20 protein-coding genes are annotated in these 14,497 nt (G+C 58.4%); 1 reads left to right on the plus strand and 19 read right to left on the minus strand.

Annotated features, from left to right (window positions below; genetic code table 11):
• Window positions 1–223: 223 nt before the first annotated feature.
• Window positions 224–895 (plus strand): hypothetical protein, encoded by a 672-nt coding sequence (locus U873_RS0133205; RefSeq protein ID WP_025132346.1) that lies wholly within the window; start codon window positions 224–226, stop codon window positions 893–895.
• A 9-nt stretch (window positions 896–904) separates the two neighbouring features.
• On the opposite strand, the gene U873_RS0133210 is transcribed toward U873_RS0133205, so the two are convergent.
• The 19 genes from U873_RS0133210 to U873_RS0133300 all read right to left on the minus strand — a co-directional run.
• The gene (locus U873_RS0133210; protein ID WP_025132347.1) at window positions 905–1,456 is read right to left on the minus strand and encodes a phage baseplate assembly protein V; all 552 of its coding nucleotides are present in this window, start codon (window positions 1,454–1,456) and stop codon (window positions 905–907) included.
• The gene (locus tag U873_RS0133215) at window positions 1,456–2,568 is read right to left on the minus strand and encodes a phage late control D family protein (RefSeq protein WP_025132348.1); all 1,113 of its coding nucleotides are present in this window, start codon (window positions 2,566–2,568) and stop codon (window positions 1,456–1,458) included. The genes U873_RS0133210 and U873_RS0133215 overlap by 1 nt, the downstream gene beginning before the upstream one ends.
• On the minus strand, window positions 2,556–2,765 hold the full coding sequence (locus tag U873_RS0133220; RefSeq protein ID WP_081818751.1) for a tail protein X: 210 nt from the start codon (window positions 2,763–2,765) through the stop codon (window positions 2,556–2,558). Before U873_RS0133220 ends, U873_RS0133215 begins: the two co-directional genes overlap by 13 nt.
• The gene (locus U873_RS0133225) at window positions 2,762–3,643 is read right to left on the minus strand and encodes a phage tail protein (protein ID WP_025132350.1); all 882 of its coding nucleotides are present in this window, start codon (window positions 3,641–3,643) and stop codon (window positions 2,762–2,764) included. The genes U873_RS0133220 and U873_RS0133225 overlap by 4 nt, the downstream gene beginning before the upstream one ends.
• The gene (locus tag U873_RS0133230) at window positions 3,643–6,357 is read right to left on the minus strand and encodes a phage tail tape measure protein (RefSeq protein WP_025132351.1); all 2,715 of its coding nucleotides are present in this window, start codon (window positions 6,355–6,357) and stop codon (window positions 3,643–3,645) included. Before U873_RS0133230 ends, U873_RS0133225 begins: the two co-directional genes overlap by 1 nt.
• Before the next feature lie 105 nt (window positions 6,358–6,462).
• The gene (locus U873_RS0133235; protein ID WP_025132352.1) at window positions 6,463–6,786 is read right to left on the minus strand and encodes a phage tail assembly protein; all 324 of its coding nucleotides are present in this window, start codon (window positions 6,784–6,786) and stop codon (window positions 6,463–6,465) included.
• A gap of 174 nt (window positions 6,787–6,960) precedes the next feature.
• Window positions 6,961–7,200: a hypothetical protein gene (locus tag U873_RS36820; RefSeq protein ID WP_157838138.1), complete on the minus strand. Its 240-nt coding sequence runs from the start codon at window positions 7,198–7,200 to the stop codon at window positions 6,961–6,963.
• A 30-nt stretch (window positions 7,201–7,230) separates the two neighbouring features.
• The gene (locus U873_RS0133240) at window positions 7,231–7,755 is read right to left on the minus strand and encodes a phage major tail tube protein (RefSeq protein WP_025132353.1); all 525 of its coding nucleotides are present in this window, start codon (window positions 7,753–7,755) and stop codon (window positions 7,231–7,233) included.
• Window positions 7,755–9,179 (minus strand): phage tail sheath subtilisin-like domain-containing protein, encoded by a 1,425-nt coding sequence (locus tag U873_RS0133245; RefSeq protein ID WP_025132354.1) that lies wholly within the window; start codon window positions 9,177–9,179, stop codon window positions 7,755–7,757. Before U873_RS0133245 ends, U873_RS0133240 begins: the two co-directional genes overlap by 1 nt.
• Window positions 9,176–9,436 carry a hypothetical protein gene (locus U873_RS0133250; RefSeq protein WP_025132355.1) on the minus strand — a complete coding sequence of 87 codons (261 nt, stop codon included), beginning with the start codon at window positions 9,434–9,436 and terminating at the stop codon, window positions 9,176–9,178. Before U873_RS0133250 ends, U873_RS0133245 begins: the two co-directional genes overlap by 4 nt.
• On the minus strand, window positions 9,436–9,666 hold the full coding sequence (locus U873_RS0133255) for a hypothetical protein (protein ID WP_025132356.1): 231 nt from the start codon (window positions 9,664–9,666) through the stop codon (window positions 9,436–9,438). The genes U873_RS0133250 and U873_RS0133255 overlap by 1 nt, the downstream gene beginning before the upstream one ends.
• Window positions 9,663–10,145: a Gp37 family protein gene (locus U873_RS0133260; RefSeq protein WP_025132357.1), complete on the minus strand. Its 483-nt coding sequence runs from the start codon at window positions 10,143–10,145 to the stop codon at window positions 9,663–9,665. The genes U873_RS0133255 and U873_RS0133260 overlap by 4 nt, the downstream gene beginning before the upstream one ends.
• On the minus strand, window positions 10,142–10,576 hold the full coding sequence (locus U873_RS0133265) for a gp436 family protein (RefSeq protein ID WP_025132358.1): 435 nt from the start codon (window positions 10,574–10,576) through the stop codon (window positions 10,142–10,144). Before U873_RS0133265 ends, U873_RS0133260 begins: the two co-directional genes overlap by 4 nt.
• Before the next feature lie 6 nt (window positions 10,577–10,582).
• On the minus strand, window positions 10,583–10,915 hold the full coding sequence (locus U873_RS0133270; protein WP_025132359.1) for a capsid cement protein: 333 nt from the start codon (window positions 10,913–10,915) through the stop codon (window positions 10,583–10,585).
• The gene (locus tag U873_RS36825; RefSeq protein ID WP_157838139.1) at window positions 10,912–11,304 is read right to left on the minus strand and encodes a hypothetical protein; all 393 of its coding nucleotides are present in this window, start codon (window positions 11,302–11,304) and stop codon (window positions 10,912–10,914) included. The genes U873_RS0133270 and U873_RS36825 overlap by 4 nt, the downstream gene beginning before the upstream one ends.
• 7 nt (window positions 11,305–11,311) lie before the next feature.
• Window positions 11,312–12,235, minus strand: coding sequence for a hypothetical protein (locus tag U873_RS0133285; RefSeq protein WP_025132361.1), 924 nt, complete (start codon window positions 12,233–12,235; stop codon window positions 11,312–11,314).
• Window positions 12,236–12,247: 12 nt separating this feature from the next.
• Complete coding sequence (locus U873_RS0133290) at window positions 12,248–13,360, minus strand: hypothetical protein (protein ID WP_025132362.1); 1,113 nt, start codon at window positions 13,358–13,360, stop codon at window positions 12,248–12,250.
• 235 nt (window positions 13,361–13,595) lie between these two features.
• The gene (locus U873_RS0133295; RefSeq protein ID WP_025132363.1) at window positions 13,596–14,072 is read right to left on the minus strand and encodes a phage virion morphogenesis protein; all 477 of its coding nucleotides are present in this window, start codon (window positions 14,070–14,072) and stop codon (window positions 13,596–13,598) included.
• Between the two features lies 1 nt (window position 14,073).
• Window positions 14,074–14,497, minus strand: a 424-nt coding sequence (locus U873_RS0133300) for a phage minor head protein (protein WP_043274803.1), incomplete at its 5' end; no start/stop codon positions are given.

The raw sequence follows: 14,497 nt of genomic DNA on the forward strand, positions 1-14,497 counted from the left end.
GCTGCCGAATTCCGGCCGGTGCGCATCACTGCCCCTGGGGGTGGTCAGGATGATGCGGATCGCTTGGTCGATGTCACGCAGGCCCTCGACCACCTCGCCGGAAGTACCGAGGGCGGGTTGCCAGTGGGCGGCGGTGATGCTGCTGTAAGGAGTGGGCGTGGTCATGTGACCATAATGTGGAAACCGAACAGCACTGGCTTTTAATCGAGTTTAAAGAGACTCGTTGTATGATTACCCACACCATTTTGGTCTGTCTCAGCTTGGGGATAACATGGATCTACTTAAAACCATCAAGGATGAATGGGCTGTGATCTCTGTCGCCCCATTCAGCTTTCTAATCTTGGCGGCTCTAATGTTTGCCACAGCCTATTTCGTCGCTCGCTGGCGTTACACGGCGATTCTTGATCAAGCGAAAGCCAGGCTGGAAACGCTTACGGAACGCCTTCACTTGAGATCAGAACAAACAGAGTCATATCGAGAGAAAGCATCCAAGTATGATCAGATGCTGACAGAGGTTGTGGAGTCTGGAGCGGCTGAGCTAAAGGATAAAACTTTAAAACTAGTTGGTGATATTAGGGAGTTTATCGGGCGTTTTCGACGCCTGGAAAACTCGAACATAGAGCGTCGTTTTTTCGATCCAGTGCGTACTGGATCAGAAGGAGATCAGCAGTGGGCGCAGCAGATGCGATTGATGCTCAACACCTCACTTGAACGTACCAACGAGTATGATCGGCGCTTTAAAGCCGAAGCGCTTATCTTGCGAGACGAACTACGTAGCCGTTTGCCGGATTACAAACCAAACGACACTTTCGAATTTGCATACGAGGCCCCGACTAACTTTTTTGGTTATGACGCTGTTGCTAATGATCTTGAGATGATGGCCAAGCTCCTCTAGACGCCACTTCTAATGGCTGTGATGGTTCGAGTTTCCACCTGCGTCCATGATCGCTCCACTGGCGCTGATGCCTCCATTGACCTGCAGATCGCCATTCATCTGCAGGTTTCCATTTAGCGTGATCTGCGGGACATCCAACGTCGCTGCAGGCGCCCTGACTACCACCGGCTCCCCAGCTTCAACCGTGATATTCCGCCCGCACTTCACAAGCAAAGCCCCCACGCAATCCAGAGTCATGACCCCGGAAGATCGGTCGTAGGTCGAGACAGTCCCGTCGCTGAAGCGTACATAGTCGGTGTTCTCATCGACTACAGGCGGCGGTTCTGCTGTTGAATAGACCCCGCCCAGGTACACACCACCTACACCATCAGCATCGAGCAGCACGGCGACCTGCTCCCCCAGTTCGGGCATCAATGGGCGGCGCTTCGTGCCCTGGGTGTTGCGCTGGGGCACGTTGAGCCAGTAGCTCTCGACACCATCCCGCTCATCAAGGCGAACCCGGATGCGGCATGTCACGTAGTCCACGGCGCTGACTTCGCCGTATTCCAGTTCAACGCCCATCAGGCCACCACCTCGCGCTCGATGCCGTATGTCGATAGGGCAAGGTCTGGCTTGGTGTTTTCCAGCGTCATGGAGATCGAGGGCGCCGAGATCCGGCACGCCTCCATATCAACGATGTAGCCGCCACTGCGCGTCATTTCATGGCGAGCGGAAGTGATCAGGTAGTTACCTCCGAGTTTGCCTGCAGCGGCCAGGGTAACGATGTTTCCGCTGACCAGGTTGGGGCGGCCCATCGCGGTCCAACTGCCCTTTGTACGCTCACGGTTGGCCTTGGCCAGTTCAGCCTTAGCTTTCGCCTTGGCCTCTTCGGCAGAAGCGGTGCGCTTGCGCTTCTTCTTGGTGTCGCCGCTGGTCGTGGTCTTACTGGCGCTGCTGGGGACCGCGACGGTCTCGCCGTTGACGATGTCGTAGGCGACCAGCTTTTTTTGCGCGGGGTCTTTGTGTTTGACCTTCACGGCTTTGGGGATGTCGCGGATCTGGTCTCGTAGGTTGACGTTCGCCAGGTCGCCGAGGACTTGAGTGGCCACTGGCGTACCTCTGGCAAGTTCACTGATGGCATGAAACACCATCTTGTTGCCGGTGACTTTGAAGGCATAGTCATACTCCTCGGCGAGCTTGCGCAGAAAGACCAGGTCCGACTCCTGCTGGGTCAGCCTGTCGAGTTTGATCGGCTCGATGCTGCCCACCAGGACCAGCCCCTGGCGCGTGGCAACCTGCTTGGCCACTGCATCCAAAGTGGTGTTTTCGTAGGCCTTGTGTTCTGGCGTGCGCAGCGGGGTGTTGATGCCCGTGCCGAGGGCACGAATAGTGATCGTCGAAGGCGGACAACGCAGCTCGATGCCGTCGATTTCAAACCGGCCCACGGTCCGTAGGGGCTGCCCAGCCCACCCGATGGACAGCGCCAAGGTATCGCCGTGCCCCGGATACCAAGCGTCTCGCCACTTGCCCTCGGAGTCCTCCAGCTCGACATCCAGATTGTCGGCCTCACCGCTCAAGAAGTCCTGATAAGTCAGCGATATCAGGTGCTCACTGATGTTACGGGTGATGTTGCGCTGCTGGTACTTCAGAACGAAGCGCGCTTCGGGCACTTGGGCAGGTGTTATCGCATCCATGGCGGCAGGTCCTCCGCTGCAGGTTTGGGCTCAATCATTGGAATGGCCAAGGTCAGGCCTGCAGGCAGCGCGGCAGTGATCGGCACATGAGGATTTGCCTCAACGATCGGCAGATACCTGTAAGCATCACCGTAATAACGCCAGGCCAGTTGATCCCAGCGCTCTCCCTCTGTGGTGACATGGACAAGAAACATCATGCCTTCCTCGTGAGAACTTGCGCAGCCAGGCCGGAGAGTCGGGTACTGGCACCGTCCATCTTGGTCAGTGCCTGGCCAAGTGACTCTCTCGACGCATCGAAGCGGTCAACTATGTTGTCCAGGTCTACAGGGCTCAGGCTGGATCGAGCGCCCATGACGCTTGAGAGCACATCCTCGCCCAGGCGTGACAGGTCAGAGCCGTCATCGAGCAGGCCAGCCGTTTCCTTTAGTCCCTGCAGCGGCTCGATTGCCCGTGCGGTCACGCCCAGCAACTGGGGGACCTGGCCAAGGATCATCGAGGCGTTGCCGCTCTTGACCGTCTCATAGAGGTTCTGGCCTGCCTTCAGTACGCTGCCTGCAGTTTTCGCGTGACCTATCACCAACTGGGTTGTGCTGGGAGAAGGCAGCATCCGGGATATCAGCCCAGGAGAACCGACTACTGCAGCAGAGGTCCCGCTGACAGTCGGATCAAGCAAACCAGGACGAAGAGCCTTGCGAGTAAACGCCCCTGTGTACTCTTTCAAGCTCACTTGGACTGTTGCGGATCTGATCTGACCTTTATCTGTAGCGCGGCGGATGGCGTTGCTCAGATCAACGATGACATACGGCCCCAGGTACTGGCCGCTCCCCATGACGAATGCCAATGGCTCATGCTTTTTCTTTGCAGCCTGCAAAGCCCGCAGTCGTACCTCGGGGTCGCCTAGGACTGAATGCAGCTCGATGGTCAAACTGTATTCGTCCAGGCCCTCACCAATCCACTCAAGCAATGGCTTGCCCTGGATGCGAGGATGCTCTGCCCAGTCGGCTGATCCGCGTTGCTCTATACCGGTAATGCCACCGGCAACGGTGAATTCAATGTCCCCTAGGATTGCGAACATCAGGCGGCACCTCCGGCTGCTGGTCCATAGCTACGGCGTTGCTTGTCGTACTCGTAACGCTCCATGAACCGCACAAAGTCGGCATAGCTAGACTGCAAGACCTGGCCGACCTGATCACGAACACCTGAGCCACCTGGCACCGTGATTTGAGGCGAGAAGTTGAAGACCGATTGGCCGCCGCCTGAAGACGCGCCGCCGCCCATCATGCTGGCCCTGGAGACATTCACCGGATTAGGAGGCAGCAGCTCAACTTGGGACTGCGCAGCCATCCCCAGGGCGGCGTTACGAACAAGGCCAACCTGCGAGGTGATACCAATGGCCGCGCCCTCACTGATATTCGCACCGTAGCCCATGAACACGCGGCTCGGCGACTGGATGCCGAGGGTCTCGGTGAACCAGCCTTTGACTGAGCCAGCGACACCAAGAACGGTATCTTTGAGTGACCCAACCATATTGCCGATGCCGTTGATCAGACCCGTTATCAGCATGCTGCCGAACTCGGTGAACTTGCCCGGCAGCTCAACGCCGAAGTAGCTCATCACCCCGGCAAAGGCCCTATAGAACAGGCCGGTGGGTGAGAAGTTGGCGATCAGCGAAGCGACACCGCTCAGGCCGCCACTGAATGCCTTGGGAATCTCGGTAAACAACTCCAGAAGCCAGCGGGCGGGCGCAAACAACGTTGACAGCACCGACCCGACGATCTGCCCGAACTTAACGCCCGCGCTGGTTGTACGCCCCATCTCATCGCCCGTCAGGCTGACTGGGGTGAAGAGTTCCCTGAACCACTGGATAACCGGCCCAAGCATCTCGCCCAGGCTGGAGAACAACGGTTCCATGGGGGCAAAGGCAGCGCTAAACGCCTCCCGGATGGGCTGGAGCCCTTCAATGAAGCCAGTGAAGAAACCGCTGGCGAAAGCCTTGATCGGCTCCCAGTACTTGTAGATCAGCACTCCGGCAATGGCGACAGCCGCAACAACCGCAGCGATACCCGCAATGACCCAGCCAATAGGCGTGGCGGCCAGGACCGCGCCAAATGCAGCCGTCGCAGCCGTGAGGCCCGGCAACAAGGCTGTCAAGCTGCCTACGCCCGATATCAATGGAGCAAACCGAGTCGCCAACATCGAGGCCCTCAACAATGTTGTCTTGCCCGACAGCAAGGACATCATGGTGCCCGCACTGTTGAGCGCGCTCAGTCCGAGGTTGGCTCCATACTTCACGCCGATGAAGGCCAACTTCAGCCCGACAACACTGGCCACTGCTTTTACAATGCCGCTGACCAGGGCGGGGTTGTTTTCGGCCCAGACACCAAACGAGCGAACAACAGGAACAATGGCCTTGGTTGTTTCGACAAGGGAAGGCAAAAGCGTGCCGCCAACAGCGATGCCTACTTCAGACAAACTGACGGTCAGTGCTTTGAGTTGTTCTTTTGCGCTCCCCATGCGCTTTTGCCACTTTTCATCCAGAACATTCTTGTCCGCCGCGTTGGCACTGCCTTTCTGGATATCCGCCCCCTCGGCTCGATTGGCCAATGCAGGCCGAATGTAGGACAGCGCTTGCTGGTCGCGAAACAACTCACCCAACTTATAGGCTTCATTCAGACGATTCAGAGCGGTCTCACGTTCTTTGTCATCTTTAAGTGCCATGGCCTTTTGAAACTCTGCCGCCGCCGCTGGAGCTTTAGTGCCCATGTACTGGGTTACAACGTCGAGCATGGCCTGAGTAGGCGTCAGGCCCTTGTTAACCATGTTGGACAGGGATTCCTTGATATCAATGCCAGCATCCTTAAAGGCTTTGATCGTATCGGGCGCCGTCAACTTGGAAAGGAAATTCTTGAAGTTGTTGGCGGCTTCGTCGTTACTTCCCGCGCCTTTACGAGCAATCTGTAGGGATGCGCCAATCTCGGCAACGGCCCGCTCTCCAGTGATGCCCAGCGCGGCGAACTGGGGAGTCAACTGAGGCAACCACTTGGCCATGTCGGCCAGCTCAAACTGACCACGATCACCGGCATAGGCCAGCATGTTCATGGCACGCTCCAGGCCGGCCGCGCCAATGCCAAGGTTATCGTTGAGCGCGATGGCCACCGAACCTAGGTCATCCATGCTGGCCCGAGTGGCTGTCGCGGCCTTGGCCATTATCGGGGCGTAGGCTTCCAACTCCTTCGCACTGGAAATACCCCCGGCAATCAAAACGGCTGTGCCCTGTGCTACCTCGGTCTGGGTTTGGTTCCACTTCAAGGCTGCGCCGCGCATCACATCGCCCAAGCGCTTTTCTTCGGCTTCGTCGAATCCACCCGTAATGGCAATGTCGCGAGTCCGATCCTGGAAGTCGATGGCTGTGCGCAGCGATTGCACAACAGGTGCACCCACCACGGCTGCCGTGCCCAGGGTTTCCATGGCCCGCCCGCGAAGCTCGCCACGCTGGTCCTTGAGCGTGGCGCCCCTGGCGATACTGGCGTTGAGGCTCTCCTGCTTGATCTTCAACTGTTCGATGGTGCGGCCAACCTGGTCGTACTGTCGGCGCATGCGCTCGATGCCGGTCCCACCGCGTGCCAGCGAAGCCGCCAGTTCGGTCCCGATCAGCTTCTGTTTGCTCGTCAGACCATCGGTCGCCCGTCCAAGCTGCTGCACGGTCGATCTGGCCGAGCCGAACGCGGCACTCAAGGAACTCGAAACAGCGGCGCCGATTCGCAGCCCAACCAAGACTTCATTCGCCATAAACTACTCGCTGATCAGTGACTCATCCGCTCGGCGGCTTCAATGCGACGATCAATCTCACGTCGGCACACCTCGACCCAGAACCAATACCGCTCCATGTCCAGTTCATCGATCTCGGACGGTTGCATCCTCAGCACCAGCAGCAGTGCTTCGTCCCAGGATTGAAGTAAGGTCTCCTCCGCCAGCCATTTCCCGAAACACCTCGACGAGCGTCTTGGAGTCGGCGATGTCCAGGTCCATCAGGTCTTCGATGGTAAGACCGGTCATTCTTGCGAGCAGGAAATCCTCCAGGGCGAGCTCGCCCTTGGTGTGGGTTTGAGCGGCGCTGATGTCTTTGCGCTTGAGGCGAGTGATGGGCAGCGAACTGATTTTCACGCCAGCTGCGGAGGTGAAGGGAAACTTGAGGGGAATGCTGAGGGCGTCGGCCACGTTCGTTACTCCAGGTTGATCGAGAGATCAGTTGCTCTAAATGAGTCCTGAGCATCGCACCTGGTCGTGGTGTTGGCTTTTAATCGAGTTTAAAGACGAAGCCCCGCAAAATTGGCGGGGCTTCGGGGTGCCGTCCTGGCAACTCCAGTCCATTGGAGCTAGTCCTGTTTCGCATCAATGACGATGAGTGCAGCAATGGCAACGGTTGCGTGGTGCTTCTTGATAGCGGCCAGACGCCAAGGCGTAGCTTAATGCCTCTACCAATACAGCAGTAGGGGCCTCTTCCAATGTCTTGGCCCAATATTGTTGCGCATGCACCAGATCGACGTCCCGGCGAACCTGGCTATCGATCATGATGACAATGGCGTTCGATGCTTCCCAATTGTCTGCCTGCTGTTTAGACGTCAAGGTCATAGCCACCTCCAATTACAAAACCTGATGAAGTCAAGCCTGACCGATGTTCTGGCGGTACTTGGCCAATTGATCCTGACCGCCGACGCGGAAGATGTTGGCCAAGTAATCGAGCAGTACCACCTCCTGCCCATCCAGTACCTGACGCACGTAGGTCGCCGAGAACGGGGTCTCGTACTTGGTCGGATCTCGTGGCTTATGACTGCCCAGTTGGTACTCCTTACCAGTGATGGTCATCATCGTCACCAGGGCCACTTCATTGACCAGGCCGCCGTTGTTGAACACCTGGACGTTGGAACGACACTGCAACTGCACGCTCTTGAACGGGGTCACCAGCTTGACCGCCGCGTCGTAGTACAAGCTGTTCCAGATGATCTTGCCTTCAAGCTTATCGATGCCGTCTGGCAGTTCGATCAATCCGACCATACCGAGTCCCTGGAAGTCGCTGGTCACGGTCTTGACCGAGCCCAGATCGATCTCTTCGGCACGACCAAAGAAGCTGGCGCCGTCGAGGTAAATAGCGGCGTTGGAAACACGGTGAGCACTAAAACCGGCCATTATTGGGCTCCCAGGTTGACCAGGTATTCCCCGGTGATTTCGGTTTCAAAGGTTCCGCGCTCAAATGGCAGCGGCACGGTCAGCTTGTAGTTGAACAACGCATGCCCTTTTTCAAGCTCAGTCCGGGGATTGCGTGCTGGGTCATACCAACATTCACCGCCGATCAAGGCTTCATCGCCGATCAGCTTGCGTAGGAGCAGATTGACGCTCTCGGTGATGCTGGTGATGAGCGAGTTGGTGATCGGCATGTCTACGAATTGCAGCGAGCTGTAGCGGATCGACTCGTCGACCACGTCCTTGGTGCGCCGCACGTTCTCGAAGTTGCGCATATGGGTCACGCTCGGCCAGGCTGCCATGCGGTCACCCCACAGGCGCAGTCCGGTGCCGAACGAGTTGAACACGGTGGTGATGCCCACTTCGTTCAGCAGGTTGACCTCGCTGTTTGGGTCATCGATCCGCGCCGTCAACGGGCGCTCCAGCCCAATGATGCCAAGCAGTTCCTGGTTGGAGCTGCTCCACCAGTAACCCTTGTCGTTGTCCACCTTGGCCCGCAGGCCGGCAGCACGGATCGACAGTGGCTGCAGGCGCTCGCCGTTGGTTGCAGCGTCGTACACTTTGACGTGCGGGTAGCACAAACGGGCTCGGTCGCTGCTGGTGTTGAAGTTGATGGTGCCCACCGGCCCACGACCGGCAATCACCTGTTGCACCGTTGCGCCGATCGGCGCGTCGATGTAGGCGACGGCGCCAACCTTGGTAGCTTCTGAAATCAGTTCGACACCCACCGCATTCAGGGTGCTGAAACCAGGGGCAATGAAAATCTTGGAGAAGAAGCCCAGGGTATTGTAGCTGTCCTGGAACGCCTTCAAGCCGGTACGGCGGCCTGCCAACGTCACCGCGCCGATGATCTCGGCAGGCGTGACCTTGCTCGGGTCGGCATGGGTGTAGTCCGCATTGACCTGGGCATTGGCTGGAATCGTCCCTGTCGCCAGGCGTTTTACCCGGCCAGTCAGCATGTCCACGGTGTAGTCAGTGGCCAGCGTATAGGTGTTGGTGTCATCCGCTGACTTCACTTTCAGCTGTTGCAACGCACCGTGCCCGAGCTGCAGGAGATCGTTGTCGCCGAACTGGCGAGCCTGGCCCGACACATCCGTCCGATGGATAGCCGGATCGAGGACATTGACCACAAGCACAGTACCGGCGCCGAAGTCATAGATGCCGTCCAGGGCCTCGGGAATGCTGAAGCCAGTGAGATGGGCACCGAACTGGGCTGCATCGCCCTCGGTCAAGCACAGAGTCAGTTGATTGACTGGGCCAATGGGTGCGGTGCCGACCAAGGCAATGACTGCAGACTTGACCACCTTGATTGCCCGGGGGCCTCGCTCGATCTCGGTGGTTTCAATGCCGTGTAAGTAATTGGCGCTCATGCCGACACCCTCTGTTCAAAGTAAGTAATGCCCTGCGCGGTGATCCGGCAATGAATGGATTCGTGACGGACAAGGCCCATTTCAACCAGGAACTCAAGTGCGAACACGCACTCTTGCGGGTCATGTCCCAAGGTATGTGTCAGGTCTCGCGAGAATCCCGAATGCCCGGTTTTGCGCTTCTCATAGAGGGCTCCGAGCATGGCCTGACGGATAACCTGTTGGCGGGCGATGAAGTCGCGTTCAGTGGTGCTGGCCATTAAGACTTCGCTCCCTTTGGTGCGACCTCGGCAACAGACTTGAAGGAGGCTTTAGCCTCGACCGGCATTGCCCGTAAATGCTTCAGTTCCAGCAATACCTTGGTGTATTCGTGGCTTGGGGGCAGCTCAACGCTTTCATTGGTATGCAGTTGCACTTCAAGCAGTTCATCGCCTACCCGCAAAGAGGCGGCGCTTGGTGGGCCGGTGTAGATGTAACGAGTGAGATTCATGGGGTCTCCTCAAATTGGAGGTGTGCTGGCAACGGTGGCTCGTTGGGGACCATCGCCTGCAGTTGAGTGGCACGCATTGAAAAGTCCTGGCCGTATTGCCATAGGCCGCTGACCTGACCAATGAACTGTTCGGCCACGGGGCGGCAGGCCTGGTCGCAGTGCGGGGCGAACCAGCCGGTCAGGCATTCGCGGATCTCGTCCAGATAACCGATCACCCCATCCTTGCCGTTGAGCTGGCGAAACACCAAGGTCAACCGAATGACCAGGGTGCGCGCCTGGAACACTGCATCGTTGGCCTCGGAGCCGCCGAAGGACGATTTGCCGTATGCCAGCAAGATCGCACCTCGGGGGTGGTTCAGGCGGTAGGCCGCAGGGTTTTCAGGAAACAGCTCGACCATCAACGTCTTGCCGAAGGTCACCTGCAGGCGCTTATGCATGGCGTCCAGCAGCTCTTTGGTTTGCGTCTTGGGCGGGGTCATTTGTATTGCTCCCACAGGTCACCACCAAACTGTTGACGACGAGCGCGAACACGGACTTCACCCGGCTCGGGCGTGGCCTGGCCGCTGGGCATGCCCAGGGTGACCACGCCGTCGCGGATGCTTTCCAACAGCTTGATGGTGTCCTTGCGGCTGTCCTTGACCGCATCGGGCAACGCACCTTCCGGGCGGCGCTGGTACAGCCAGTGCCGGGCCAGGTAGACCACGGCATCGCGCAACACAGTGGGCACTGGATCGAGCGGTAGGTTGTAACGCCCGCGCAGGTAACCATCCACCAGTTCCTCTGCCTGGCGAACGGCATCCTCAATCACGTTATCGTTGGGCTGCTCGGCTGCGGGGTCATCGCTCGAGAGCTGAACAAGGGTCAGCTCTGGAATAGCCCGCCCGATGTCATCACGGCTGCAGTAGCGCATGACTGGTCAGATTCCCCGGACGATACGGATAACATCACCTGCAGCAGTCGCGGCATCCATGGCGAAGCCGTTGGACTTGCCGGTAGCGAGAGTCACCGCACGCCCCGAGGCGTCCGACTCGACCTCGACACCGGCCACAACTGCTGCACCCGCTGTGATCAGGCAGATACCCAGTACATTGACCGGAGCCACACTGTCAGCCTCGGTATCGGCTTGAACCGTGCCCAGGGCCTTGGCACCAGCCCCGCAGAGCCCACCCGCAAAACTGGCAAAGCGGTTGCGGGGAAGATCGACCAGGGCGACCACCGAGGTGGTAAGAACAGGTTGTTGAGTCTTCATTTTTCGCTCCGCAACGGTTTGATAATTCGGCGGTTCAACAGCGGCACCGCGTCCTTGTCGCTCAGGAAAACTTCATCGCCCTGGTGATACCAGGTGCCGTCATGCAACACGGATGACACATCGGTTACCAGGTAACCAGGCAGTTGGGCAGAACCTGGGGCAGCAGTTGTATCAACTGCCGTCGTGCTTGGTGAAGGAGCAACCGAGGCGGCGGAAACTGCACTTGCAGCTGGAGTCCCGGGCTGTTCGCTCGCTGGCGCAGTACCTGATTGCGAAGGTGCTGCAGCAGCTGGAGCAGCCACTGCGGCATGGCCGACGCCCCCTGGCGCTGCTTCTTCAGCATTCGCCAACGTGCTGTCCTCGTCTTGTCCTGACTTCTTAGTAGCCATGAGAACCTCAGCCGTTGATATCGGAAATCAGGTAGCCAGCATCCGCGCCCACAACCACAGGCTTATAGATGTCGGTATTGCGAACGAAGCGCACTTTGCCGCCCGAGCCGTCATAGGTATCGATCTCGGGCATACCCTTGCGGCGCAGGGTGTAGCCGAAGCTCGGCTCGTCGTAGTCGGCCTCGGCGCCACCTGCAGGCTTGGCCACATAGGCCAGCGTCATGTTGTCGCTCCAGATATCGGAGGTGTTGACCGAGCCCGCCAGGGATTCACCGATCAGAATGTCCTGGATGCCGAACAGGGCTTTCAGGTGTTCAACGGTGATCAGCTTGCGTTCGGTCGAACCCAAGGCCGCCTGAAGCTTTGGGTGGAACTTTAGAGACTGATACACCGAAGCGCCCATGGTCATGGTGTTAGGGCGAATACCGATTCGACTACGAACCACTTCCTTGCCTTGCTCAACCACGGCGATGGGATCGCCACCGCCATTGCTCCATTGGCTGGAACCGGACAGGGTGACTTTGGCACCTGGAAGGAAAGTGCTGGGGTTTTGCGCTAACTTGGCGCAGAGCACCTCGCGGCGCAGATCAATGGAGTTGACGACGCGCCGAGAGGCTCGGGCTTCAGCATCGAACATGGACTCGTTCTTCTCGCGATAGTCCACGGGATAAGCGAGATCATGCTCGCGAAGTACAACGTCGAGGCCGTCAACATCATCCGGGGTCATGACGTTGGACTGGGCTCGGATTGCCCGCTCGGTATCGTAGACTTCGAAAGCCTCCTTGCCGAACACCGGAATGACCCCGGCTTCCTTGTCCATCAGCGCAATAGGGAACAAGCCCTCGCCGATGTATTGGGCATTGCGATAACCACGCGCCAGGTTAGTGAGAACCGGATCAACGATCCGCAGTTTGCTCAAACGATCAGCCATGATGACTCCTTGTTACTTGATGAGCTGGCGAACCGCCGACTCGTAAGGGATGTTTTTGTCGGCGGCCAGGGCAGTTGCACGGTTGTGCAAGCTGAGGCGGTCGGGATCGGTGTTCTTCTCGGCGAACTCCAGATCGCTCGGGACATGCAGATCGCCCTGGCGGTGCTTGCTCGCTTGCTCCGCGAAGTCGATCTGTTGTGGCAGATCGTCGAAGATTGCCTTGAGGCCGTCGATAACCGGCTTGCGTTGATCGCCTTCGTCGAACTCCAGCGGTGCATCACTTGCTTCGGCGAAGTCCAGGGCCGCGATCAGTGCGGCGGTGTGCTTGGGCAGCAGCTTGCCAGCACCGACCAGGCTTTCAGCGAAAGCCAGGTTCTTGGAGTGACGTTGGTCAGCCTGTTCCTTTCGTTGTTGGGCTAGGTGGCTATCCAGGGCAGTTTTGAGGCGAGTGTTTTCCGCCTGCAGGGCGGCCTGTTCTTCTGGAGTCACTGTCTGTTCCTCGATGGTATGGCGGCGGGGGGTGTTGGGTTCGGAAAATGAAGGGCGGTTCTCCTCGCGGCGAGACTCCTCCAGCAAGTTGTCTACGTCCCAACCAGGTACAACGCGGTCAGCGTCTTCCTGACTGAACTTGTCGATGAGCCACTCACGCAGGCGGCGAAAGACTCCAGCCGAAATGCTGTCGCCGAAGTCACCGAATTCGATTTCCAGTACACCCTCGCCGTCATCAAACTGGATGTCGGATAGGCCCTTGATGGCGGGTGGCTGAGCGCCGAGGAAACCGATGTGGCGCAGGTAGTAAATGCCCGGTTTGGGGTTGCGCGGGTCCGTGGGCGCATACCAAGAGGCCGAACGTGGATACCAGGTACCAGCGGCAACACCCTCTGCAAAGTCGTTATGGACCTGCTCAGGCACTGCTGTCGCTTCACCTTTGGGATTTAGGCTGATCGACCGAACCCAGCCATAGGCTGGCCCGTTATCCTTGGGATGACCGATAACCAGCGGTGCCCGATGCAATGCTGGGTCGTAACCGCTGATGGATGCCGCCAAGTCGTTCTCGGTGAACTCGACGGACCTGCCTTGGCTATCGACATGCTTACCAGCACGGAAGAAAGGGATGGATTTCATGGTCTGCGCGCTTCAATTGAAGGTGATGGGCACAGACTGGGCTAATGGGCGGCCTAAGGCTTTTAATCGAGTTTAAAGAGTGTCGTGGCGGTGTTGGTGCGATATGGGTGCCGTTGGCACCCGCGCAGCAGGATGGAAGTAAGGCAAGAGAGCTTTATAAAGCGTTTACAGCGTTCAGCACCTGTAAGGTTTGATGAACCGGAGCCGTATACGAGCGTAGGTGCCTCTGTGGAGCTTACAGGCGGGCGGCTCTTTCCAGGTGGCCCAATGCGAGTTCCAAGATTGCCTCTTCTGCTTCGGGCTGCAGCTCGCCCTCGGCGTCCATCGGCAGGTATGGGCGACCTGGAATGTCACCCCACAGGTGCGGGAAGTCTGACTGGTTACCCCCGAACTGCATCATGGCGGCATAAGGTTTGTTGCTGCCGACCAGGGCCGAGCTATCGGTCGCCCGTGTTGTGATCGAAGCGGCCAGTCCTGCCGAACTGACCTGCAGCATCTGCCCAGGCCAGTTACCGGTTTTCTCCCGGCGTGCCGTGGTGACATCGGACAGGTCTTCCCAGTCGGGCCGACCTTCCTCGCTGAAGTTCTCCTCGGTCTGGCTGGCCAGCTCGGCGCCGATGCCGCGCATCAGTGGCGCCAGATCGCCTACTGCCCACTCAACCCGACGCAAGGCCGCCTGCAGGCGTTGGTGATCCAGTTCAACAGTGAACATCTCAAGTCTCCCCAGCAGCTGCTTGTTTCTGTTTTAGAACATCCGCCAAGCCAGTACCTGGTGCGTGATTGAATCCCGGATCAGTACGGAAGGTGATGGGTTTGCCCGCTGCATCGGTGGTACGGATGCCGGTCACGGACGCTGTGCGGACTTCGCCGGTACGCTTGTCGATGCCGGTGTCCACAGTCTCGGTGAATAGACGCCCCTCGCTCGACTCGACCTTGAGGTTTCTCCGTTTGACGGCTGCCTCGCTCAACGCCGTTACGCGGCAACGGCAGTTGAAGCCGTTGGGCGGGTAGATCGCCGACCAGATCGGGTCATCGTGGCGGAACACTTGGCCACTCAGCGCCCGGTGACTAGGCCGGGTCTTGCCGTCCAGGATGGCCACATACATCCAGTACGGATGAATCGCCCCGGATTCTCTA

The organism is Pseudomonas sp. PH1b, assembly GCF_000633395.1.
GTDB lineage: Bacteria > Pseudomonadota > Gammaproteobacteria > Pseudomonadales > Pseudomonadaceae > Aquipseudomonas.